This is a genomic window from Leptolyngbya sp. GGD, assembly GCF_026735145.1.
Taxonomy (GTDB): domain Bacteria; phylum Cyanobacteriota; class Cyanobacteriia; order Leptolyngbyales; family Leptolyngbyaceae; genus Leptolyngbya; species Leptolyngbya boryana.
Genome location: NZ_JAPQKE010000004.1, coordinates 383,922 through 407,484, shown reverse-complemented (window position 1 = coordinate 407,484; position 23,563 = coordinate 383,922). Strand labels below are relative to the sequence as shown.

Here is a 23,563-nt window from a genome sequence, read left to right as displayed (position 1 = left end):
AGGAGATCATTATAAATTAAAGCGTTGCTTCAGATTGCATCAGATTCCGAAGCAGAACTTATCAAACCGATTAGTCGATCGCAACTCATTGCCGCGTTTCAGCTTCCCTTCGATCCGGATCAAGACTCAAGCACGAACTTTTCAAGATGCTTTGACCAAAACTGATTCGCTACGCGAGTTGAGTCGATTCAGACCGAACGCGATCGTCCAAAACCTTTATGACGAAATTTCTGACAAAAAAGGGACGCATTTCGCGCCCCATCATCATCATTTCAAATGGTTCTAGACATTTGCAGGCACTTTTGTTGCACCAGCTTGATTGGTCAGACGCTCGTACGTTGCACGCATCTTCAGACCCGTCAACACTTGGAACAAGCCTGTTCCATTGTTAGAGCCAGGATACTCACGGTGTTGCAACAACAATTCGGTTACTTCCCCGTTGTACTTCGCAGAAGTCTTGCTCAAATGCTGTTCGATATAGATGACTTCTTCGAGCTTGTCGAATTGACCATCCACTTCGAGCACCGAAACTCCGTGCTTGTAGTACACATCCGGGCCGTAGTGCATTCTGATGCCGGGATATGAACAGGTCAGCTTCCGTCCACAAGGAGTCCAATCGATCGTCGAACCCTCATCAAACAGATAAACCGGGTCGTAGCCTTCAATGCCATCGCGTTGAATCATTTGAACACGCAGAACTTTCCGTTCTTTGTCCTCTTTGATCAACTGGGTCGGCAACACCTGAATCACAACATCTGCAAACTCTTTCTGCGGATCAATGTACGCATCAAAGTCCGGTTTGCGTGAGTTAATTTGTGCCAACACATCTTCGTAGCTATGACCACGCTCAGCCATATCGCGTTGAATCTTCCAAGCGATTTTGACTTCATCGCTAATGTCGAGATAGACGCTGAAATCAATCAAGTCGCGCACGCGCTTGTCATACAGCGGATGCAAGCCTTCGATCACAACGATGTGGTTCGGTTCGATCTTCTCAGGTGGATCAATTTCCCCGGTTTCATGGTTGTAAATCGGCTTATCGATGGTTTCTCCACTCTTGAGCGCTTTGATCTGCTCTGCCATCAGGTCAAAATTATTTGCCTTTGGGTTGAGTGCAGTGATGCCCGTTTCCTTGCGTTGTTTCCGATCCAGACTGTGGTAGTCGTCCAGGCAGATGACGGTGACGAAATCTTCCCCAAACAAATCTGTGATTCGGCGCAGAAACGTGGACTTACCGCACCCGGAGTCTCCGGCAACGCCAATCAGAACCACGCGGTCTGGCTTACTGGTCATAAGTTTCCTCTAAAAACAAAAAGTCAACGACGTTTTTTTGGGTCAGCCAGGAGAGTCTGGACTGTCTCGATAGCACTCTACCCTCACAAGTCACAGCACAAGGGTCTTTGGGCAAGAGCGATTGCCACAAAAAAACACCCTGCAAGCAGCCCCGCAAAGGCTCAAGGCATAGCGTAAGTATTTAGTACTATCAGCTAAGGGGATTCTACCAAATCGCGATCCCACGGACAAGGCTTAAAAGAACTTAAAATTTGAAATTATTTTTTATTGTGAAATTAAAAAGATTAATCTGAGTTTTACATTTAGAGCGATCGAACGGTTCCAAGCCTCTGTAAAGTAAGGACGGTAGCGAAGTTGTCGCGTCCGATACGGTCTTGGCAGGTTGGGGAAATTTGCGATCGATCCCCAAACCATGCATATTTATGTAAATGGGCAGCTTGCAGCACAATTCATTCTAAATTAGGTCGGAGAAACACACAGCGATGTATTATTCCAGCGCGTCGGGTGCTGCGAACACCCAATCGGGGAACCGAGTTTTTCGGTATGAGGTGATTGGTTTGGGTCAGAGTGACGCAGACGGTTCCTCAGGTTCCACGGTTCGGAAAAGTGGGAGCACTTTTTTTAATGTCCCTTATAGCCGTATGAATTCTTTCATGCAGCGGATCTCCCGAATGGGGGGCACGATTGTTAGCATTCAGCCTTTAGATGCAAACGGCAGTGGCAATGGAAACGTTACTGTTGAACAGAAAGCTCCTGCAATCGCGCAGGAAAATGCTACTGCGAGCAGCTCAACAGGATCTAAGCCGATGACACAAGCCAAGGCTAAAAAACACGCAGATGTTCCAGTTAACATTTACAAGCCAAACAGTCCGTTTATCGGGAAATGTATTTCTAACGATGAATTGGTGGGCGAAGGCGGAATTGGAACCGTGCGTCATATCAAATTTGATATCTCAGCAGGCGATCTGACTTACGTAGAAGGTCAAAGTATTGGGATCATTCCTCCTGGTCTAGACAAGAATGGTAAGCCAGAGAAGCTGAGACTGTATTCGATCGCATCGACTCGCCACGGCGATGATGTGGATGACAAAACCGTGTCGCTTTGCGTGCGCCAACTCGAATACAAGCACCCTGAAACAGGCGAAACCGTTTATGGGGTTTGTTCGACCTATCTCTGCAACCTAGAACCAGGTGCAGATGTGAAGATCACAGGGCCGACCGGAAAAGAAATGCTCTTACCGGAAGAGACCGATACGAATGTGATCATGATGGCAACCGGAACCGGGATTGCTCCGATGCGGGCATACTTGTGGCGGCAATTCAAAGATAACGAGAGAGCAGCGAACCCCAACTATCAGTTCAATGGTTTCTCTTGGTTGATCTTCGGGATTCCCACCAGCGCAAATATTCTCTACAAGGGCGAACTTGAAGAGATGGCGCACAAGTATCCGAATAACTTCCGCTTGACGACTGCAATCAGCCGTGAGCAGCAGAATAAAGATGGCGGCAGAATGTACATTCAAGACCGCGTCGCTGAAAATGCGGCTGAGTTGTACAAGCTGATGAAAGATGAGAAAACTCATACCTACATTTGCGGTCTGAAAGGCATGGAAGATGGCATTGATGCCGCTCTCGGTGCTGAAGCTGCAAAAGAAGGCGTGGAGTGGAAAGAGTTCCGCAGCGCGATGAAGAAAGCAGGTCGCTGGCACGTTGAAACGTACTAGAGTTCTGTAATTTTTAGCATAAGAAACCGGGGAAACTGAAAGGTTTTCTCGGTTTTTTGTTGAGATCCCACTCCCCACTCCCTACTCCCTACTTCTCTCACCGTGGAGATTCATCACGATCGCGTTCTGATCTACCAGATTTTCCGCTATAGTGCCGAAGGGAAAGCGTGATTTGATGTTAGGAGAGTACTGGTGTTAGGGATCATGCGCTGGCGAGGGACGGCTAAAACTCTTTCAGTCTCATTCGTGTTGGCAATGTTGTTGAATTGGGGGACAGCCCCTGCGTTTGCTGCCTCTTCAACTAAGCTAGCAGGCAAGATTTCAGAAGTGTCGCCGCCTGATGTAATTCAGCAGTTGCACGATCTGACTGATCAATATCAGCCTCAAGTCTCGATCGTATCTCCTCGTCAAAATGAGGTGCTGCAAGACAATACCGTTTCGGTGAAGCTGAATGTCAAAGACTTGCCGCTGCGCAAAGACGAGAAATTTGGGCTAGGGTCGCATTTGCACGTCTTTCTTGACGATCAGCCGTACCAAGCGGTTTACGATACGAGTCAGCCGCTCATTTTCAAGGATTTAGCAGCCGGAACCCATACTTTGCGAGTCTTTGCGGGTCGTCCTTGGCACGAAAGCTTTAAGAATGACGGAGCATTTGCTCAGACGACTTTCCATGTGTTTACGAAAACACCGACCAATAATCCTGATCCAAAATTACCGCTTTTAACTTATAACCGACCGCAAGCGACCTATGGCGCAGAGCCGATCTTATTAGATTTCTATTTAACGAATGCTCCGTTGCATCTGGTCGCTCAGGAAGACGATAAAGATGATGTGTCGGATTGGAAAGTCAAAGTAACGGTCAATGGCGATAGTTTTACCGTCGATCGCTGGCAACCGATCTATCTCCAAGGCTTTAAACCAGGCAAAAACTGGGTACAACTGGAGTACGTTGACGACAAAGGCAATCCTGTTGCCAATGTGTATAACAATACGGCTCGCGTCTTCACCTATGAGCCGAACGGGAAAGATCCGCTGTCAAGGTTGGTTCGTGGCGAAATTCCGTTTGCAGAGGCGGTGTCGATCGTTGATCCAACCTTTAAACCCGCAGCCAAAGCGCCTGAAGTTGCTCCAACTCCAGAACCTGCATCCATAATTCCGCCTGTTGTTGTCCCTGCTCCTGAACCAGAATTCTCCAAGCCTGTTGAAGAACCGAAGGCAATTGAAGAACCCAAGCCTGTTGAGGAAGCTCCAAAGCCGAAAGAAGCTGAAAAACCCGCAGGTGGATTCTTTAATCGATTCAAACGGTCTGAATCTGCGAAACCGGAACCAGCCGTTGAAACTCCTGCTGTTGTAGAACCCGAAGTTTCCGAACCGGAAGTGATCGAGCCAGAAGTTTCTCAACCCGAAGAGCCAGTCATAGTAGCCCCTGAAGCTCCCAAAGTACCAGAGAAACCTAAAGGTGGATTCTTTAATCGATTCAAGCGCCCCGAAGCTCCAGTCGTTCCGCCTGAACCGAGTCCTGCACCCGAAGTCATCACAGAACCAGAAGTGAAGGCAGAAGAGCCGGAAGTTTTAACGCCAATTGAAGTTCCGCCTGTGAAGGCTACCCCTGCACCAGGTGGATTCTTTAATCGCACTCAGCCGCCGATCATTCCAGTCGTTCCAGCTCCAACGGAAGTACCAACAATCGAGCCGTCACCCGCCGAAACAATCCCAGAACCTGTCGAAGTTGCGCCTGCTCCAGCAGTTCAAGAGAAACCAAAATCGAGTTTCTTCGATCGCTTTAAGCGTCCAGAACCCAAACCCGCTCCAGTCGAAGTAGCGCCCGTTGAAGAACTGAAACCTGTTGAAGAACCACCAACAGTTGAAGCAGAACCTGAAGTAATTGAAGTTTCGCCTGCTCCGGCAGTCCAAGAAAAACCGAAATCAAACTTCTTCGATCGCTTTAAGCGCCCAGAAATCAAACCTAATCCGGTCGAAGTAGCGCCCGTTGAAGAAACGGCTCCAATCGTTGAAGAAACGCCAACGGTTGAAGCAGAACCCGAAGCAATTGAGGTCGCTCCGGCTCCAGAGGTTAAAGAGAAGCCAAAATCAAGTTTCTTCGATCGCTTTAAGCGCCCAGAATCCAAACCTGCTCCAGTCGAAGTAGCACCCGTTGAGGAACCGAAACCTGTTGAGGAACCATCAACCGTTGAAGCAGAACCTGAAGCAATTGAGGTCGCTCCGGCTCCAGAGGTTAAAGAGAAGCCAAAATCGAGTTTCTTCGATCGCTTCAAGCGTCCAGAACCCAAACCTGCTCCAGTCGAAGTAACGCCGATTGAAGAATCAAAACCCGTTGAGGTTATCCCTACGCCAGAAGTGAAAGAAACGCCAGTTGAAACACCGAAACCCGTTGAAACTGAGCCAGAAGTAAAAGCGACACCGAAAGTTAATCCGTTTGATCGCTTCAAACGCCCTGAGCCGAAACCCATCATTGTTGCTCCAAGTCCAACTCCCGTTCCTGATGCCGTTTCTGCTCCAGCAGCCGAACCTCCAGCAATTCTAGAAACAAAGCCTGCTGAAGAAGTCAAACCCGAACCCAAGTTGAATCCTTTGGAAAAATTGCGTCAGGCAGTTCCCAAACCTGTTGAACCGCCAGTCGTGGAGAAAGTAGAACCGCCCGCAACCGAGGCAGAACCTGCTGCACCTTCGGACTTTGAGCCTCAGACTGAGCTTGAGCGGCGGCTTGGTATGCCTCTGAAGCCTCGTGTTGCTGCACCTGCGCTATCGTCAGAAGGAAACGCAGAATAAAACACGCTCATGGTTCGCGCACCGGAGTTTCCGAAAAATCTCACTTGGTTGAATGTTCAGCGTCCTCTGTCTCTCAAAGAGTTTAGGGGACGCATTCTTTTGCTAGATTTCTGGACGTATGGCTGTATTAATTGCATTCACAGCCTGCCGGATTTGAAATATTTGGAAGATAAGTATCACGATCGCTTAACTATCCTCAGCATTCACTCCGCAAAATTCGAGAATGAAAGTTCGATCGAGAATATTCGCCAAGCCATTTTGCGCTATGAAATTACGCATCCGGTCTTAGTCGATCGCGATTTTCAAGTTTGGGAGTCCTATGCCGTTCGCGCTTATCCAACCTTCGTTTTGATTGATGCAAATGGGCGAATTGTCAGAACGATCGCTGGAGAAGGCAGAAGAGAATTACTCGATCAACTGATTGGTGAATTAGTCAACGGAATCGAGCCAAAAGACATCCAGTTTGAGTTAGAAGAAATGCCAATTTCGCCATTAGCTTTCCCGGGAAAAGTTTTGGCAAGCGATCGCTTATTCATTGCCGATTCAGGACATCATCGAATTGTCGTTACAACCTTTGAAGGTGAAGTCTTAGACATTATTGGCACAGGTTTTTCAGGCTTAAAAGACGGTTCATTTGATGAGGCACAATTCTCAAATCCACAGGGAATGACGATTCACCAAAACGTTCTCTATGTTGCTGACACTGGCAATCATGCAATTCGCTGTATTGATTTAGAGAAGAGAATTGTCTCGACGATCGCTGGAACTGGCAATCAAAGCAACACAATCTATCCGCATGGTGGCAAAGCTTTAGAAGTCGATCTGAATTCACCTTGGGATTTGGTGTGGAACGGCGATCGCTTATTTATCGCGATGGCAGGCGCACATCAGATTTGGGAAATGAAAGGAAATGTCATTCAAACTTTTGCCGGAACTGGAGCCGAAGCCAGTTTTGATGGAGCCATTCAAGAAGCGGCTTTTGCTCAACCGAGTGGGATTACGACAAATGGAAAAGAATTATGGATTGCCGACAGTGAAACAAGTTCGATTCGATCAATTGATTTAGAAACTTCTCAAGTGAAAACAGTTTGCGGTGGTGGAGATTTGTATAACTTCGGTGATGTTGATAGCATCGGGGAAACGGCTCGATTACAACATTGTTTAGATGTCGAATTTGCAGAACAATTGTGGATTGCAGATACTTACAATCACAAAATCAAGCGCGTAAACTCCGATGGATTTTGTCAAACCGTTTTCACAGAATCGTTTTCTGAACCATCTGGAATTAGCGCAACTGCAACGCACTTATTTATTGCAGATACGAATCATCATGCGATTCGGAAAATTGATTTGAAAACTTTGGAAATTTCATCGATCGACTTTCCAAGTCTCTGTGCTCCAACCGTCTGCCTTCCGCACTAAATTTCAGCACTAAAAAAGGGGGACTCCAAAGAGCGCCCCCATGAACAAGGTGAATAGAAACTTACTGAGGATTTTGGCGATACCAATCGATCGTCTTTTTCAGTCCTTCCTCAAAGCTCACCTGAGCTGAGAATCCAAACTTCTCCTTCGCCCGCTGCGTATCCAAACAGCGACGAGGCTGACCATTCGGCTTATCCGTTTCCCAAACAATCTCGCCCTTAAATTCCATCAAATCGCAGAGCAACGTAATCAAATCCCGAATCGAGATCTCATAACCCGTGCCTAAATTCACAGGCTCGCACTCACTGTAATGCTGAAGCGCAGTGGTAATCCCGCGCGCTGCATCATCCACATAGAGAAACTCACGCGTCGGGCTGCCATCTCCCCAAACGGGTAACGTCGCCGCACCTGCTTGTTGAGCTTCATAGACCTTCCGAATCAACGCGGGAATGACATGCGAACTACTCGGATCAAAATTGTCCTCCGGCCCATACAGATTTACAGGCAGTAGATAAATGCCATCAAATCCATACTGTTGACGATACGACTGAAGTTGCACTAAAAGCGCTTTCTTCGCGACACCATACGGCGCATTCGTCTCTTCTGGATAACCGTTCCAGATATCATCTTCTTTGAACGGAACAGGTGTGAATTTGGGATACGCACAAATCGTTCCTGCACAGACAAACTTCTGTACCCCTGCTTCGTAAGCAGCATGAATCAATTGCGTTCCCATCATCAAGTTGTCGTAAAACAACTCAGCAGGTTTTTCGCGATTTAGCCCGATGCCCCCAACATGTGCCGCCAAATGCACCACGACATCTTGTTGATCAACCGCTCGTTGGCAATTTTCCATCTTGCGAAGATCGAGATCGTGCGATCGCGGCACGGTAATTTTTTGTGGGTCAGCCCCCGATTCGCACAACTGACGAACCACTTGGCGACCCAAGAATCCTGCTCCACCTGTAACCAGAATGCGCTTATTGTGAAGATCAAACGTTGTTGAGGTCATGACTTAATTTCCTTGCTTAGAAAGAGACTCCAGCGAGGTTCTGGCGAACAGTTGCATAATCTGCTACCTTCGCGTGCCCATTACCAGGGGTACTGATTCCTAAAGCTTGCAGATCAGCATCCACCATCAGATGCACCAACTCTTCAAACGTTACAGAAGGTTCCCAACCCAACTGTTTCTTCGCCTTCGCTGGATCGCCAATCAAGAGATCGACTTCCGCCGGACGCAAGTAGCGTTCGTCAAATTCAACATAGTCCTTCCAATCTAAGTTGACGCGACCGAAAGCAATATCTAGAAACTCATGCACTGAATGCGTTTCACCCGTTGCTACAACGTAATCGTCTGGCTGCTCTTGCTGCAACATTAACCACATTGCCCGCACATAATCTTTCGCATAGCCCCAGTCGCGTTTTGCGTCGAGGTTACCCATGAACAGCTTCTTCTGACGACCTGCAACGATTTGTGCTACGGCACGAGTAATTTTGCGGGTCACAAATGTTTCACCCCGGCGTGGAGACTCGTGATTGAACAGAATGCCATTACAAGCAAACATGTCATACGACTCACGATAGTTCACGGTCTGCCAGTGCGCGAATACTTTTGCACACGCATAAGGACTGCGAGGATAGAACGGTGTTTCTTCGGTTTGCGGAACTTGCTGAACTTTTCCGTACATTTCTGAAGAACCCGCTTGGTAGTAGCGGACTTGTTCCCCGATGCGTTGCTGATAGTCCCGAACCGCTTCGAGAATTCTTAACGCGCCCATACCGACTGCATCAGCCGTATATTCTGGAGCATCAAAACTGACGCGAACATGAGACTGCGCCCCTAAGTTATACACTTCCGAAGGCTTCACTTCTTCAAGAATGCGCCGGAACGTCGTACCATCGGTCAAATCCCCATAGTGCAGGAAGAGGCGTGCGCCTTCAACATGAGGATCTTCGTAAATGTGATCGATACGATCGGTATTAAACGTCGAAGTTCTTCGGATAATTCCGTGGACTTCATACCCTTGTTCGAGTAAAAGTTCACTTAGATAGGAACCATCTTGACCCGTGATACCCGTTACCAGTGCGCGTTTACGTTGCGTCATTCTTTACTTTCCTCACCTGCAATTACAGAAACTGCTGGACATCAATTAAACCTGGGTTGTTGCGCTCGATCGCCATTTTCGGCGCACGAAACAAGCTGTACCTAGTTAACCCTAAGTGCAGCGCAAATAACACCAAAATAACACCCAACCTTACAGCAAAAGGTTCAACTTGTCTGTGAAAGAACCATGGACTTAGAATAAGATTCGCTAAATTTTAGAAGTTTCAGCCGCTTCAGTCACAATTTATCCCAGTCACAATTCGTTGATGGAGTCATCGATATGGCATCAGAACTCAATCGCTTCCAACTCGAAAATGGAAAGGATGCGAACTCGCCAAACTGCTAACCATTACGGAGATGATTCACGTAATCCGGATTACTCGACTCAATTTCGCAAGTTTGAACGCCAAACGGCTTAATACGCTCCGTTATTTTTCGGAAAGACAACGACTCCGATCGTTTTGACAATGATCCAGAGGTCGAGCAGAAAATTGTGACAGCTCGCATAATAGACATCAATGCGAACCCGCTGCGGGTAGGGAATATCATTACGACCCGACACTTGCCACAAGCCGGTAATTCCTGGGCGAATCGTTAAGACTTTATCGATATGAGCGCCGTATTTGGGGAGTTCTTCGACGACAAGCGGGCGTGGACCGACGACACTCATGTCTCCGACCAAGACATTCCAAAACTGGGGAAACTCGTCCAGGCTAGTAATTCGTAAGAACTTGCCGATCCAGGTAATGCGTGGATCAGATTTCAGTTTGAACGTCGTTTCAAATTCTTCGCGCATTTGTGGGGAGGTGCTGATTAGATCCATCAGCACTTCATCCGCGTTTCTCACCATTGTTCTAAATTTGATGCAGCCGAAGCGCTTGAAATCTTTTCCAACTCGCTCTTGGACATAAAAGATCGGCCCTGAAGAACTCAGAGCAATCAACAATGCCAAGATGAAATAGACCGGAGAGAAAAGAATCAGAACGGACAGCGAAAATACGATATCAAACAGACGTTTGGCAAAATCGGTTTCAAGCGCATTCCGAGTATTGAAAATTGACGGTTTACCAATCGGCTTACCACGCTTGAAGATTGACCGAATCCGCTTGCCGGGAACAAATTGGCTATCGGCAGTCATCTTACTCCTTACTTTTTCCACACCACACACACACAGTCCTGATCATAAAGCCATAGACTCGTTTCGCGTTAAATTTGCTCCCCAATTCGGCGAGTATTTTCAACGAGATTGAAATTCTCGATAAGCTCGATCGATGAAATCAAGATATCGTTGTTTGAAAATATCCGGGTGAAAGTTCATGGCAAATGATCTCGAAGCTTCGGGCTGAAAGATTGCCTGATGCTGTTCAAACGCTTGAACGGCTTCGACGATCGCGGCTTCTGTCTGATTTGGAAACAGAATTCCTGTACCTTGAGATTGGTATTCTCGTAAGTCTCTCACAGTTTCAGCCGTTCCACCCGCACCATAGGCAATAACAGGCGTACCACAGGCTTGCGCTTCGACCGGGGCAATTCCAAAATCTTCGTAGGCAGCATAGACAAACGCTTTTGCTTGTTTCATATATTGCTCTACAACGTCATCGGGCTGCCATCCTAAAATTTTGATATTCGGTTTTGCAATCTTCTGAATTGTTGACAATTCTGCGCCGCTACCGATCACAACTAAGGGAAGATCGAGTTGATTAAATGCCTGAACAATTAGGGGTATTTTTTTATAGCCAACCAGCCTTGAAACAGTCAGGTAATAATCTTGTTTTTGCGGTTCATAAGAGAAGCGATCAACTTCAACTGGCGGATAGATCACTTCAGCAGATCGTCGATAACATCGCCAAATTCTGCGCGCGGTATGGTGAGAATTGGCAATGAAATAGTCCACTCGATTCGATGAGATGACATCCCATTGTCGTAATTGATGCAAAAGATATCGCGTGAAAATTCCCGCAATTCCATGCCCAGCCCGACTATTGCGGAGATATTCAAACGTCATATCCCAAACGTACCGCATGGGAGCGTGACAGTAGCAAATGTGCAGTTGATGGGGAGAGGTGATTACGCCCTTGGCGACAGCATGATACGACGAGAGAATAACGTCGTATTCGTGGAGATCGAGTTGTTCGATCGCGATCGGTAAAAACGGCAAATATTTTTGCACCCCGTTTTTGGCGAAGGGAAAATGCTGCAAAAAGGTAGTTCCGATTTTGCGCCGATAGAGATAGCTGTTGGGATTGACCGATTCAAAATCGATCAAGGCATAGAGATCGGCATCAATATGTTTGAGAATTTCTTGAACGACGAGTTCTGATCCGCCTGTTGCTTTAGGGGTCAGCCACTCATGGACTAGGGCGTACTTTAAATTCACGATCGCGTATTTCTCATCTCTGGCACAGATTCTATCGTTATTTATGAGTGCAGACTGTCTGAGATTGCGTTGTAGAGTAGATCAAGGTGATGGGCTTGGCGAATGGAATTCGCTAGGGTACGAGAAGTCGTACATCGTCGATCTTGTAGTGTTCCACGCAATTGTGCGATCGAGTTTGGGGGTTGAGATGATTACTGCACTTGCCGTATTAGTGGCTTTAGGAATTTTAGCCGTAGGATTTAATCGTGCTCGTCCTTACGGCAAACTTGGCATTCTGGCTTGGTTTCAGTCTGTAGTACTGATGTCTCCGTGGATTATTTTTTTCGGCTTATTTTCGGCAGGAATTTATCTCAATTTGGCGGGAATGCTCCTGCTGTTTGTGATTTCGACGGGAATTTATATCTGGATTGGGCGAAAGCTGAGAGCCGAAGGACAGGAATTCTTGGCACAAAGAGCAGCAGCGAAAGTCGCGATCGAGTCTGCTTTTCCTAAATCGGATGACGCGACTGAAGCGCCAGTCATGATTCCACCTGAGAGCCTATCGATTCCGAATGAAGATCTCCAAGCCATTAAAAGTATTTTTGGCATTGATACTTACTTTTTAACTGAAACGATTTCATATCAAGATGGCGCAATTTTCAAAGGGAATTTGCGCGGCGATCCAGACTCTACCCATGCAAAACTAACCGAGAATTTGAAAGCCCAAGTCGGTGATCGCTATCGGTTATTCCTCATCGAAAATCAGGAAGAAAAGCCTGTCGTCGTCGTGTTACCGAGCAAAAACGACCCGAAGCCGTTGACGTTAACACAAACTTTATTGTCGATCGTGCTGTTTCTTGCCACGATCGCTGCAAGTTTAGAAACAGGGGGCATTTTACTCGGATTTGATTTTTACGGTTCTCCAGAGCGATACGCAGAAGTACTGCCGTTTAGCATAGGGATTCTAGCGGTTTTGTTAGCGCATGAATTTGGGCATTGGATTGTCGCAAAACGTTACCAAATCAAATTAAATTTGCCGTTTTTTATTCCCACCTGGCAGATTGGCTCGTTTGGAGCGATCACCAAATTCGCGTCGTTGTTGCCTAATCGATCGACGTTATTTGATATTTCAGTTGCAGGGCCGCTCGCTGGTGGAGCCGTTGCATTCGGGATGTTAATTGCTGGATTGCTGATGTCGCATGAAGGCAGTGGGTTTAAAGTTCCGACACAATTCTTTGAAGGATCGATCTTGGTTGGAACCTTGGCGCGTGTAATTATGGGAGCGGAGATTCAGCGATCGATTGTTGAAGTCAGCCCCTTGGTGGTACTGGGCTGGATTGGCTTAGTCGTGACGGCCATTAATGTCATGCCCGCAGGACAGCTCGACGGTGGTCGGATTGTACAAGCCATCTATGGACGCAAGATTGCGGCTCGCGCTACAGTCGCGACGATCATTATTTTGGGATTAGCTTCGTTTGTCAATCCGCTAGCGTTATATTGGGCGATCGTGATTGTTGTTTTACAACGCACACCAGAACGTCCCAGTCTCAACGAACTGACTGAACCCGATGATGCCCGTGCCGGGATTGCCTTAGTTGTGCTGTTTCTCATGCTGATGATTCTTCTCCCACTGACCCCAAGTCTCGCCGGTCGCCTAGGCATTGGCGGCTAGTTGTTTCACCTGCCCCAGATTATGTTGGATGCCCCTGAAATTTTCTTGCTCATCGACCTCAATACACTCTTCGCCTGTAAACCCTATGAGTGGCTGGAATTTAGCCCGATGGGTCGCTGTTTTGTACCAGAGGCAGTTCATCAAGAGTTAGAAGCTTGGGCAGGTCATCGGAGCGACACAGCCGAATCAAAAATTGCGCGGGAATATTGCCGATTGATGTTAGAAGGCGATTGGTACCTGGCACGATCGCCCATTCACGCCGACACACAGCGCCCATTCACGAGACGCGCCAGACTCGCCATCGATGTGCGCAACTCAGCCGAGTCATTAGCGCAATCGAGTCCCAGGCAATTAGTCGTAGTGGTATCGAACGATCGAGCTTTGCTTCAACAACTTCACGCCCTGCGTCTGGATAATCTCACTGGCGTTCCAGTGAGTACTTTCCTGACTTGGAGCCGCACGAAACGCCAGCCGCCTGTTGTAATTCAGCATGTGCGATCGATGCAGTCGCATTCCCTCCAAGTACTGAGTGCTGGAAATCACAGACACTTACGCCCATTCTTGACCTCAAATTATCCGAAGTTCTCTTCTCAGCCTGTGTATCACTCTACATGGCGCGATCGCGTATTGCCACTGCTGCCTCTGATTTTAATTCTGAGTGGCTTAACGTTGGGATGGTGTTTTGCCCAGCCTTTCATCCAGCAACTTCCCTCTACCTCAGAGCAAAATCAGTAAGTAACTTGTGATCGCATCCGCGCGTCCTCTCTCCATGAAGCCCTCTGCGAGTGTTTATGCGTTCCCCTGTTCAGATCATTTCTGCGATCGTCTTGATGAGTGCCTTATCTCTTGGTAGTGGCATTCCGCTTTTGCAAGCCTCTGCCGCCCCAATACGTCATCCGACAGTCCTGCTGACCACTGCTTATCCAAAAACATTGAGTTGGCGAGTGCGAAAAGATCTAGCACGCCGAGTTGGAATTCCCACGACTGAGTTGAGGGTCATGCAAGCAGAACGCAAAACTTGGGGAGATGGCTGTCTCGAATTGCCAAAAACAGATGAATTTTGCACCCAACAACTCATTGAAGGCTGGAAAGTTGTGGTTGCTCATCAGAATCAAACGTGGGTTTATCACACAGATTTGCAAGGTCGATTGCTCAGACTCGCTGAATCTCAACCGTCCGAACTTCTACCCAAGAATGTTGTGTTTCGATCGCGCATGAGCGGCGGATTTGCAGGTCAAACGTATGACACCATTTTGTTGAGCGATGGCACAATGCAGCAAGCCATTGATATGGGGGGAGATCCACGACGAACTCAAAGCGCTTCTTCATCAGCATCACTGCGCGCTTGGAAGATCACACCCCAAAAAGTTGAAGAATTTCGCGAACTGTTGAAGCGTGAACAATTTCAGAATTTCAATCGCAAGACTTACTCTCCTCCTCAAGGTGCCGCCGATTTCTTCATCGTAACTTTAGCCAGTCCCGTAGGAACCGTTCAGTATGCGGACATTGAGCAAGAAAACTTACCGCGATCGCTCCAAACCATCATTCAAGCCTGGAACGCCCTCAAATAACCCCACTCCCCCATTCCCTACTCCCCACTTTCCGCAAATTCCCCTATCTCCCCCCTGTTAGTTCCCCGAATTCCCCGGGTACGTTTCATAAAGACTTTATACGGCATTCGAGGAAACGCATGAGGCGAGAAAAACTCAAGCTGTTGATCGTGGATGATGAGCCGGATAATCTCGATCTGCTTTACCGTACCTTCCGGCGAGACTTCGACGTGATTCGGGCGGAAAGCGCGATCGAAGCGCTCAAAGTCCTTGATGAACAAGGCGAAGTCGCAATTATTATTTCAGATCAGCGAATGCCAGAAATGCTGGGAACTGAGTTTCTCAGTCGAACCGTCGATCGCTTTCCGGACACGATTCGGATTGTGCTAACGGGCTATACCGATGTCGAAGATCTCGTCGATGCCATTAACTCTGGCAAAGTATTCAAATACATCACCAAGCCTTGGAAGTCTCAACAGCTTCAAGTCGTTGTCGAGCAGGCGGCTGAGACCTATCAAGTGCTGAAACAGCGCACAGCGGATTTACGACGGGCACTCAGACGCGAATCGTCGTTGAATGCCATTACAACCGCGATTCGCGAATCGCTGGATTATCAAAACATGCTGCACACGATCGTGGAAACGATCGGGCTGACCTTTGAGGCAAGTTGCTGCATGTTACATCCAGTCGAAGGTGAACGGTTGAAATCCAATTCAGCCATGTATTGTGCAGTGAATGTGCCCTTCAAGAGTTGTGAAGACGATCGCACTTCAGACCTGGTACAAATCGTACTGCACGATAGCACAGCCAGAATGAAGAGCCAAAATCCACCGCATTTTGTGCTGCCGTTGCGCTACCAAAAAGACCTCCTCGCGATTCTGTCTCTGCATCGAGAATCCGATCAGCCATTCTGGTCAACAGAAGACTTAGAACTGATCGAAGTCGTCACAGAACAAGCAGCCTTGGCGATTTCTCAAGCAAGACTCTATCGTCGAACTCAGGAGCAAGCGGAACAAATTCGAGCCGAGTTAGAAGTCGCACGCCAGATTCAGACCAATCTCCTGCGGCAGACGCTTCCGCGATTAGACAATCTTAAAGTACAAGCTTGTTGTCATCCCGCTCGTGAAGTTGGAGGAGACTTTTTTGAAGTCTATCAGCATCCCCAAGGCGATTTATGGCTAGCCGTGGGCGATGTCTCAGGCAAGGGAGTTCCGGCAGCTCTGTTTATGGCAAGTGCGATTTCCGTGTTGCGGCGGGAATTGTCACAAGAAGTTTCTCCAGAACCAGATGAAGTGATGCGAAATTTAAACAGCATTCTCTCGCAAGACTTAATGGGCACAAACTGTTTTATTACAATGGTTTTGGCGCGATACACCCGATCGAGCGGACAATTAGTTTATGCGAATGCAGGTCATATCTACCCCTTAGTTTGGTCAAAGCATACGATCGCGCAAGCCATTGAGCCAACTTATTTGAAAGTCCGAGGCATTCCCCTAGGGATATTACCGAAATGGAACGCGATTGCCGGAAAACGATTGCTTCAAGATGGAGAAATCTTATTATTAACCAGCGATGGAATTACTGAGGCAACCGTGCGACCAGAAGGAGAAGTCAATTTAGCGAGCGATCCCGCAAGGGCGATGTTACGACAAACCGGGTTATGGAAGTTACTACAGCAAGCGGGAGAAAGTTTGGATCTCAAACAGCTGCTTGCCCAAATTCAGGCGCACAATGCGATTCAAGAAGATGATCAAACGATTCTGTCTCTGGAGGTTCTCTAACCCATGAAGACTGAACTTCACGTTCCGAGCGATTTGCGATTTCTCACGGTAGTTGAATCCTGGCTATTAGAGAGTCTCAAAATTGAAATTGGCGACCAAATTGATTGGACACGACAATCGAGTCGGCTACGGTTGGCTTTGGTTGAGGCTTACTCAAATGTGGTGCGGCATGCCCACCGCAATCAACCGGATCTTCCGGTCGTGGTGCGATTGGAATTGAGAGATCGAGATTTAGCGATCGAGATCTGGGATCACGGACAGGGGTTTGACATTTCGAGCTATTTGGCTCCATCTCCTGAAATGATGCAGGAGCATGGATATGGCTGGCTGATTCTAAATCGACTGATGGATCGGGTGGAATATCAGCTTCAGGTCAATGGGCGGAATTGTTTGAAACTTCAAGCCAATCTGCTAGAAATGTCAGCACAATCATCCAGATAATCTCAATTTTGAGCTTCAAGATAAGATTCAACTCGACTCCACTCGCACCGATCGAGCAGCGAACGTGATGCAAATCTTGACGCCATCCACGCGGAATGAGCGGAGCCGCCCCCTCGGTTAACGCCCCAAATCGTGTAATTCATGAATTGCATCCGCACAACGCTGCGTAATGGCTTCGAGTTCTGCCCGATTGGTCGTAGTTGGCGCTTCGATCACTTTTCCAATCCGAATCGTAATCGGCACAGGTTGAGGGAATTTTCCGTGCTTGAAAATCTCATGTGTCCCCCACAGACTGACCGGAATTAGCGGGGAGTTTGTTTTTGCAGCAATCCAAGCAGCTCCTAATTTTGGATCAGCAATTCGCCCGTCTGGCGTGCGAGTGCCATCGAGAAAAACGCCCGTTGCCCATCCTGACTCGATCGAGGTCATCGCTGCTTTCATCGCCGCGCGATCGCCGGTTCCGCGCTTCACAGGATAAGCTCCATAGGCAGTAATCGCCTGTTTGAGGACGGGCACGTTAAACAGTTCTTCTTTTGCCATGTAGGCGACAGGTCGCCCGATCGCACAAGACAATAAGGGCGGATCAAAATCGCTGGCATGGTTGCTCACGACGAGCAGCCGTCCTTGTTTTGGCACATTCTCCGCTCCGTAAATCCGTCCACAAAAGTAAGTGTGCAGAACCGGAGACACCACGGACCATTTGAACAGGTGATAGAGAACCAGACTAATCAAAGGTTCTCGATCGCGGGAAATTTCGGCACTCGGACGTTCGGAAGTTTGGCTCATAACAGATCAGCAAGGCTGCCCACATTTTCTAACACGAGATCGGGGCAAGTGCGTTTGATAATTCCAGTTAAAACTTTTCCAGGACCAACTTCAATCACGCGATCGACGTGTTCTTCTGGAAGTCTCAGCGAAATTTCTCGCCATCGCACCGAGCCTGTCATTTGCCGACTCAGCCGACTTTTTAACTCTCCTGCATTGCGGCTGGGAATCGGATCAACATTCGATAAGACAGGCATTTCAGCCGCTTTAAATTCGACCGCATCTAAAACGGTCTTAAATTGCTCCGCCGCGTCTGCCATCAGCGGCGAGTGAAATGCACCACTGACGTTCAGCTTTACAGCCTTTTTCGACTTCACTTGCGCCATCACCGTTTCAACAGCTTCCGGTGTTCCAGAAATGACCACCTGACCAGAATTATTGTCATTGGCTAACACGGCACCTGGCGTGTCAGCTAAAACCGCTTCGAGTTGGGCGCGATCGAATCCTAACAAAGCCGCCATCATTCCATCGGAGGCACTATCCATTAACTCAGCACGCCGTTGCATCAGACGCAACCCGGACTCAAAATCAAACACGCCCGCAGTGTACAGAGCAGAGTATTCGCCTAAACTATGCCCCGCAACAAAGTCGGGCATTTGCCCTTTTTCTTTGAGCAAATCTGCCAAAATCGTTTCAACAACGTAGAGACAAGGCTGAGTGTACAGCGTTTGAGAAACTTTATTTTCGGGACTCTGGCAGATCTCGACCACGGACCATCCTAAAATCTGTTCTGCTCGATCGAATGTTGCCTTCGCTGCGGGAAGTTCGAGTAAGTCACTGCCCATTCCAATTGCCTGAGATCCTTGCCCAGGGAACACCCATGCCGTCTTTGCCATTGTCGTGAATTGTTGTGAATTAAATTTCAAGTCAGTTTCGCCCTGATTCCCTTGAAGGTCAGGGCAGGAGGATTGCTAACGCCCCCATTGAAAAATTGCTGCACCCCAGGTCAAGCCAGCACCAAATCCTGAAGCTGCGATCGTATCTCCGGGCTTGACCAATCCATCTCGCACCGCTTCATCTAATGCAAGAGGAATCGATGCCGCTGAAGTATTGCCGTATTTTGCCAGATTACTAATCACTTTCTCGGAAGGAATCTTTAATCGATTCGCAACCGCATCCAAAATCCGCTGATTTGCCTGGTGCAATAAGAGCCAATCGACAGAATCAGTCTTCACGTTTGCCCGAAATAAAGCTTTTTCGATCACTTCCGGCACGCGTTTCACGGCAAATCGGTAGACTTCCTGCCCGTTCATGGTAATCGGCTGAAAGTTGCCCTGACCGATTTCACAATCTTCCGATAACTGCTTCGATTCGCCTGAATAAGCTAAATTCAAGCAGCGATTCTGAGTGCCATCACTGCGAAGTTCAAACCCGAGTAACCGATCGCTTTGATTTGCTTGGATCACAACCGCTCCGGCTCCGTCTCCAAACAAAACACAGGTGCGACGATCGCTCCAATCTACCCAGCGCGACAAGACATCCGCCCCAATCAACAAGACATTACGATAAGCTCCGGTGCGAATGTATTGTGCAGCGGTCACGAGTCCAAATACAAAGCCCGAACAAGCGGCTGTCAAATCAAACGCGACCGCTTGGGACGCTCCGATCGCGGCTTGTACCTGACACGCACTGCCAAATAAATCATCTGGGGTCGAAGTTGCCAGCAGAATCAAATCAATTTGATCGGGTTCAAGTCCAGCCATGTCGATCGCAGATTTTGCCGCTTGCGATGCCAGATCGACCAACGTTCCCGAAGGCTCGCTTAAGTGTCGTTGGCGAATCCCTGTGCGTGAAGCGATCCACTCATCAGACGTTTCGACCACTTGACTTAACTGATCATTCGTAACCGTCGGATTGGGCGCGGCTGATCCACATCCGGTGATGGCGACTCCGACCCCTGAATATTCCACCAAAATTGTTCACTCCAAATGGGTTGAGGTGAGTTAACTGTCCGCACGAACAGCAACCGTCGGATCGTAACTTGAGCGAATGCGATCGAGAACTGTGTTGTCGATCGCATCTTTCGCAAGTCGCGCAGCATTGAAGATGGTTGGAGCTTGCGAACTGCCGTGGCTGATAATGCAAACACCGTCTACACCCAGCAATAGACCGCCGCCATGTTCTGCGTGATCCATGCGTTGCTTAATTCGCTTCAGATTTGGACGAAGGAAGGTGACTCCGGCTTTACCATGCAATCCGCGCGGTAACTCTTCGCGCAAGATTTGCAGTGCGACTTCTCCCACCGCTTCCGCAAATTTCAGCAAGACGTTTCCAGCAAAGCCATCGCAGACAATCACATCAAAATGACCGGACAGAACATCGCGTCCTTCGGCGTTGCCGATGAACGGAATCGCTGGATTAGCACTTAGCAATTCATGCGTTTGAATTGCCAATTCGTTGCCTTTATTCGGTTCTTCGCCAATGTTCAGCAAGCCAACTTTCGGTTCAGAGTTGCCTAAAACATATTGAGAATAGATTGTCCCCATCAGAGCAAATTGCTCTAAGAATTTAGGGCGACAATCAACGTTTGCACCCACATCGAGAATCAGAACAGGCTTACCCGCGATCAGCGTCGGCAGAACTGCCCCGATCGCTGGACGATCGATTCCTTTCAACCGTCCCAATTTCAGAAGTGCAGCCGCCATCGCCGCACCAGAATGCCCTGCTGAGACGACCGCATCCGCTTGCTTCTTCTTCACCAAATCCATTGCCACATTGATCGAGGCTTTTGGCTTGCGACGTAGCCCGACGAGCGGTTCTTCTTCCATTTCGACTGTTCCTTCGGAGGGCACAATTTCAATATCAGAAGAATGCGTATGATGCTTTAAGGCAGCTTCCACTTGGTGTGGATCGCCGACCAAGACGACATCGACATCGAGTTCTGCATGTGCTCTCACCGCACCCGCGACGATTTCATCCGGGGCATTATCTCCACCCATTGCATCGATTGCAATTTTTACCCGCGTTGATCCCATTGGCTCTAAGTTCTTAAAAACCTTCCAAATTTTATCAGCAGATTGCGCTTAGATTCGCGGATGCCGAAGCGATCGCTCTAACCTCAATCTACTTTCTAAATCTAACGATTCGATTGCTCTATTTTGCCTTACTAGGGTGACATCTTGAGAAGTGTAGTAGAACACGTTAGGCTGTCTGCGTTCCCATTCTCTTGTCTATGCACGCGATTCTCGCCAAATTCTGGAAATCGAACCATCTTTTGCGATCGCTCGTGGTTGCCAGTTTTGCGATTTTCTTGATTTGTAGCGTCATTCGACATTTACTCCTGCAATCGAATGCGTTGGATTTAGGATATTTCGATCAGGCGATTTATTTAATCAGCCAAGGAATAACGCCGATCATTTCGTTCCGTCCGTATCATGTGCTCGGTGATCATGCGGCTTGGATTTTGTATGCGATCGCTGGAATTTACAAGATTTTTCCAAGTGTTTATTGGTTGTTTGTGATTCAGAGTGCAGCCTTTGCGACTTCAGCAATTCCCGTTTGGTATTTAGCAAAACAGGCAGGATTAGATCGCGCAAAATCGAATGCGATCGCGATCTCTTTTTTGCTCTATCCCCTGGTTTTTAATCTCAATTTATTTGATTTTCGTCCTGAAGTCATTTCACTGCCCTTGTTTTTCACGGCAATCTGGGCAGCGCGCGCTAATCGAATGGGTTGGTTTACGCTTTGCGTTGTGCTGATTTTGGGATGTCGAGCGTCTTTAGCCCTGTCGATCGCGGCAATGGGAATTTGGCTCATCGGCTTTGAGCAGCGCAAGCGATTGGGCGCGATCGCGTTAATTTTGGGAGTCAGTTGGTTCATCATTGCGACGCAGGGAATTATTCCTCACTTTCGTCCTAGCGGAGCCGATTATGTGATGCGCTACAGCTATTTAGGCAATTCGCTGACTGAGATTGTTCAGAACTTAATTCTGAAACCTTGGCTGTGGCTCGGTCGCCTCTTGTCGATCGACCGTTTATTTTATTTGCTCCTTGTATTTATTCCGATGGGATGGGGATTTTCCATCCGACACTTTGCGCCATTGATTGCAACCGTTCCAGTGTTTGCGATGAATCTCTTGTCTGAGATGTCGAACCAGCGAGATTTGGTGCATCAATATTCTTTGCCGATTTTGCCGTTTCTTATGGTGATGGCGATTTCGACTGTCGCGGCAAATCCGAATCGTCGATCGCGGTTGATTCTAGTTTGGTCGCTGATTGCATTTTTGGCTCTGGCAAAATTTGGCTACTTTGGGTCACGGTATCTAGAACGTGTTCCAATGCTGTCAGGAGCCTATACCGCGATCGAGCAAATTACGACTAAAGAACCCGTCTTAACAACTAGCTATTTCGTGCCTCACCTAACGCATCGAGTCATGATCGACTACACGAAATTTACGGAACCGCCGAAAGATTTAAATAAGTTTCGGTATATTTTGCTGAATCTGGAGCAACCCGGTTGGGCAAGTCGTCCGGAGTTGGCTCAACAAATTTTCTCTGAAGCGCAGGCGAATTCAGCCTTCCAGCTTCAATATCAACAGGATCAACTCTACTTGTTTGTCAAAAAATCCTGATCAGATCTCTCGCCCAACGTAGATAAGAGTAGTGTTCCTCCGTTTTATCGTTATATCCGTAAATACCGAAGCAACGATGACAACTTTGAATGCTCAATGATGCTGAGAATTCATGAAAGTTTAAAGATCTAGGTCAGTAGCCGTAACCGTATAAAGCTAGCAAGAAGAGAGGCTCAAAAATATTGCGTCTCCTCCTTAGGTAGTGTTTAGTCTACGTAGTTCCGTGCATCTCACCCACCAGGGTGATAGGTTGTTTTCAGACCTCTTGCTTTCACCTAGCAATTTTTTGAGCAAGTTTTAGTCGCATTTAAACCTTGCTTGATTTAGCTGAATCAAGGTTTCAAGCGCCGCTGTTGTCGTCACACTTCCTCAATCCTGTCGTTAAACGGTTTTGCCCGGACACTTGTTATGTTAAACCTGCCGCCATCAAGCAATAGTGGCGATCGTGCGCTCCAATTCTTGAAAACCTATCCCGCTCTTTCGCGATCGCTTTTACTGGATTGTGGGCACGACATCGATAAAATTTCCACATTGGTTGAGCCGATTTTAGAAGCTCCAAAGCGCTGTGCCACAGCTTATTACATTCAGGCGGTCACGACTGGACGTTCGGCATTTCTGACGACAAATTTAGTAGATTCAGACCAAGTACAGTTAACAGCGATCGCTTCGACTTGGTTGATCGGCAGAAGCCGAAATTGTGCAATTTCGCTGTCACAGCCCTCGATTTCGCGCTGTCATGCCGTGATTGGACATCAGCCAGAAGGGTTTTACATCATGGATGTCGGCAGCAGTAATGGGACGTTTTTAAAGGGGCAAAGATTACCTGTACTCGAACGCCGCACCCTGTCCGATGGCGATTGCATTGCATTGAGTCATCTTCAGGTTGAATTTTTTGTTGTGAGTATGCAAGGGGGATTTTCGGATTGGGGAGAAGCGACATCTCCGGGATGAGCCGTGAAAGAGCAGAGTTGTCTTGATCACAGTCGCTTTGATGGGGGAGTGGGGGAATAGGGAGCAATCTGAGTCTGGTTTACT

The 23,563-nt window shown here is 47.9% G+C and carries 20 protein-coding genes; 10 read left to right on the top strand and 10 right to left on the bottom strand.

Annotation, left to right across the window (positions count from 1 at the left end):
• Nucleotides 1-282: 282 nt before the first annotated feature.
• Both OU814_RS21115 and OU814_RS21110 read right to left on the bottom strand, forming a co-directional pair.
• Nucleotides 283-1,293, bottom strand: a complete 1,011-nt coding sequence (locus tag OU814_RS21115) for a phosphoribulokinase (RefSeq protein ID WP_017287228.1) — start codon at nt 1,291-1,293, stop codon at nt 283-285.
• 302 nt (nt 1,294-1,595) lie between these two features.
• Nucleotides 1,596-1,739: a hypothetical protein gene (locus OU814_RS21110; protein WP_268241994.1), complete on the bottom strand. Its 144-nt coding sequence runs from the start codon at nt 1,737-1,739 to the stop codon at nt 1,596-1,598.
• Between the two features lie 36 nt (nt 1,740-1,775).
• Between OU814_RS21110 and petH the strand changes: the two genes are divergently transcribed.
• The 3 genes from petH (at nt 1,776) to OU814_RS21095 (ending at nt 7,229) form a co-directional block, all read left to right on the top strand.
• Entirely contained in the window at nt 1,776-3,017 is a 1,242-nt protein-coding gene (gene petH, locus OU814_RS21105) for a ferredoxin--NADP reductase (protein ID WP_268241993.1), read from the top strand.
• 192 nt (nt 3,018-3,209) lie between these two features.
• The gene (locus OU814_RS21100) at nt 3,210-5,807 is read left to right on the top strand and encodes a hypothetical protein (RefSeq protein ID WP_268241992.1); all 2,598 of its coding nucleotides are present in this window, start codon (nt 3,210-3,212) and stop codon (nt 5,805-5,807) included.
• A 9-nt stretch (nt 5,808-5,816) separates the two neighbouring features.
• Nucleotides 5,817-7,229, top strand: coding sequence for a thioredoxin-like domain-containing protein (locus OU814_RS21095; RefSeq protein WP_268241991.1), 1,413 nt, complete (start codon nt 5,817-5,819; stop codon nt 7,227-7,229).
• A gap of 61 nt (nt 7,230-7,290) precedes the next feature.
• Here OU814_RS21095 and OU814_RS21090 read toward each other — a convergent pair whose 3' ends face one another.
• The 4 genes from OU814_RS21090 to OU814_RS21075 all read right to left on the bottom strand — a co-directional run bounded on the left by OU814_RS21090 (nt 7,291) and on the right by OU814_RS21075 (nt 11,710).
• Complete coding sequence (locus OU814_RS21090) at nt 7,291-8,241, bottom strand: GDP-L-fucose synthase family protein (protein ID WP_017287224.1); 951 nt, start codon at nt 8,239-8,241, stop codon at nt 7,291-7,293.
• Nucleotides 8,242-8,257: 16 nt separating this feature from the next.
• On the bottom strand, nt 8,258-9,334 hold the full coding sequence (gene gmd, locus OU814_RS21085; RefSeq protein WP_017287223.1) for a GDP-mannose 4,6-dehydratase: 1,077 nt from the start codon (nt 9,332-9,334) through the stop codon (nt 8,258-8,260).
• Nucleotides 9,335-9,748: 414 nt separating this feature from the next.
• Nucleotides 9,749-10,471 (bottom strand): sugar transferase, encoded by a 723-nt coding sequence (locus OU814_RS21080; protein WP_017287221.1) that lies wholly within the window; start codon nt 10,469-10,471, stop codon nt 9,749-9,751.
• A gap of 99 nt (nt 10,472-10,570) precedes the next feature.
• Nucleotides 10,571-11,710: a glycosyltransferase gene (locus OU814_RS21075; protein ID WP_268241990.1), complete on the bottom strand. Its 1,140-nt coding sequence runs from the start codon at nt 11,708-11,710 to the stop codon at nt 10,571-10,573.
• A gap of 148 nt (nt 11,711-11,858) precedes the next feature.
• Between OU814_RS21075 and OU814_RS21070 the strand changes: the two genes are divergently transcribed.
• From OU814_RS21070 to OU814_RS21050, 5 genes are all read left to right on the top strand, one after another.
• Nucleotides 11,859-13,361 (top strand): site-2 protease family protein, encoded by a 1,503-nt coding sequence (locus tag OU814_RS21070; protein ID WP_326498323.1) that lies wholly within the window; start codon nt 11,859-11,861, stop codon nt 13,359-13,361.
• A 21-nt stretch (nt 13,362-13,382) separates the two neighbouring features.
• Complete coding sequence (locus OU814_RS21065; protein ID WP_268241989.1) at nt 13,383-14,096, top strand: hypothetical protein; 714 nt, start codon at nt 13,383-13,385, stop codon at nt 14,094-14,096.
• 56 nt (nt 14,097-14,152) lie between these two features.
• On the top strand, nt 14,153-14,932 hold the full coding sequence (locus tag OU814_RS21060; RefSeq protein ID WP_017287217.1) for a hypothetical protein: 780 nt from the start codon (nt 14,153-14,155) through the stop codon (nt 14,930-14,932).
• Nucleotides 14,933-15,051: 119 nt separating this feature from the next.
• Nucleotides 15,052-16,692: a SpoIIE family protein phosphatase gene (locus tag OU814_RS21055; protein ID WP_017287216.1), complete on the top strand. Its 1,641-nt coding sequence runs from the start codon at nt 15,052-15,054 to the stop codon at nt 16,690-16,692.
• Between the two features lie 3 nt (nt 16,693-16,695).
• The gene (locus tag OU814_RS21050; RefSeq protein WP_017287215.1) at nt 16,696-17,133 is read left to right on the top strand and encodes an ATP-binding protein; all 438 of its coding nucleotides are present in this window, start codon (nt 16,696-16,698) and stop codon (nt 17,131-17,133) included.
• A gap of 117 nt (nt 17,134-17,250) precedes the next feature.
• On the opposite strand, the gene OU814_RS21045 is transcribed toward OU814_RS21050, so the two are convergent.
• The 4 genes from OU814_RS21045 to plsX form a co-directional block, all read right to left on the bottom strand.
• Nucleotides 17,251-17,919: a lysophospholipid acyltransferase family protein gene (locus OU814_RS21045; RefSeq protein ID WP_268241988.1), complete on the bottom strand. Its 669-nt coding sequence runs from the start codon at nt 17,917-17,919 to the stop codon at nt 17,251-17,253.
• A complete protein-coding gene (gene fabD / locus OU814_RS21040) occupies nt 17,916-18,794 on the bottom strand; it encodes an ACP S-malonyltransferase (protein ID WP_017287213.1) in 879 nt (292 codons plus the stop codon). The genes OU814_RS21045 and fabD overlap by 4 nt, the downstream gene beginning before the upstream one ends.
• A 75-nt stretch (nt 18,795-18,869) precedes the next feature.
• Complete coding sequence (locus tag OU814_RS21035) at nt 18,870-19,868, bottom strand: beta-ketoacyl-ACP synthase III (protein ID WP_017287212.1); 999 nt, start codon at nt 19,866-19,868, stop codon at nt 18,870-18,872.
• 33 nt (nt 19,869-19,901) lie between these two features.
• Nucleotides 19,902-20,933, bottom strand: coding sequence for a phosphate acyltransferase PlsX (gene plsX, locus OU814_RS21030; protein WP_017287211.1), 1,032 nt, complete (start codon nt 20,931-20,933; stop codon nt 19,902-19,904).
• Between the two features lie 197 nt (nt 20,934-21,130).
• On the opposite strand from plsX, the gene OU814_RS21025 reads away from it, so the two are divergent.
• Together OU814_RS21025 and OU814_RS21020 are read left to right on the top strand one after the other, a co-directional pair.
• Nucleotides 21,131-22,528, top strand: a complete 1,398-nt coding sequence (locus OU814_RS21025) for a DUF2079 domain-containing protein (protein ID WP_268241987.1) — start codon at nt 21,131-21,133, stop codon at nt 22,526-22,528.
• A 408-nt stretch (nt 22,529-22,936) separates the two neighbouring features.
• Nucleotides 22,937-23,479, top strand: a complete 543-nt coding sequence (locus OU814_RS21020; RefSeq protein ID WP_017287209.1) for an FHA domain-containing protein — start codon at nt 22,937-22,939, stop codon at nt 23,477-23,479.
• Nucleotides 23,480-23,563 lie beyond the last annotated feature (84 nt).

Bases quoted from the DNA above. Each gene is read 5' to 3' on its own strand.
- OU814_RS21115 (WP_017287228.1), bottom strand. From the start codon at position 1,293: ATGACCAGTAAGCCAGACCGCGTGGTTCTGATTGGCGTTGCCGGAGAC.
- petH (WP_268241993.1), top strand. From the start codon at position 1,776: ATGTATTATTCCAGCGCGTCGGGTGCTGCGAACACCCAATCGGGGAAC.
- OU814_RS21095 (WP_268241991.1), top strand. From the start codon at position 5,817: ATGGTTCGCGCACCGGAGTTTCCGAAAAATCTCACTTGGTTGAATGTT.
- OU814_RS21090 (WP_017287224.1), bottom strand. From the start codon at position 8,241: ATGACCTCAACAACGTTTGATCTTCACAATAAGCGCATTCTGGTTACA.
- gmd (WP_017287223.1), bottom strand. From the start codon at position 9,334: ATGACGCAACGTAAACGCGCACTGGTAACGGGTATCACGGGTCAAGAT.
- OU814_RS21080 (WP_017287221.1), bottom strand. From the start codon at position 10,471: ATGACTGCCGATAGCCAATTTGTTCCCGGCAAGCGGATTCGGTCAATC.
- OU814_RS21065 (WP_268241989.1), top strand. From the start codon at position 13,383: ATGTTGGATGCCCCTGAAATTTTCTTGCTCATCGACCTCAATACACTC.
- OU814_RS21060 (WP_017287217.1), top strand. From the start codon at position 14,153: ATGCGTTCCCCTGTTCAGATCATTTCTGCGATCGTCTTGATGAGTGCC.
- OU814_RS21055 (WP_017287216.1), top strand. From the start codon at position 15,052: ATGAGGCGAGAAAAACTCAAGCTGTTGATCGTGGATGATGAGCCGGAT.
- OU814_RS21050 (WP_017287215.1), top strand. From the start codon at position 16,696: ATGAAGACTGAACTTCACGTTCCGAGCGATTTGCGATTTCTCACGGTA.
- OU814_RS21045 (WP_268241988.1), bottom strand. From the start codon at position 17,919: ATGAGCCAAACTTCCGAACGTCCGAGTGCCGAAATTTCCCGCGATCGA.
- fabD (WP_017287213.1), bottom strand. From the start codon at position 18,794: ATGGCAAAGACGGCATGGGTGTTCCCTGGGCAAGGATCTCAGGCAATT.
- plsX (WP_017287211.1), bottom strand. From the start codon at position 20,933: ATGGGATCAACGCGGGTAAAAATTGCAATCGATGCAATGGGTGGAGAT.
- OU814_RS21025 (WP_268241987.1), top strand. From the start codon at position 21,131: ATGCACGCGATTCTCGCCAAATTCTGGAAATCGAACCATCTTTTGCGA.
- OU814_RS21020 (WP_017287209.1), top strand. From the start codon at position 22,937: ATGTTAAACCTGCCGCCATCAAGCAATAGTGGCGATCGTGCGCTCCAA.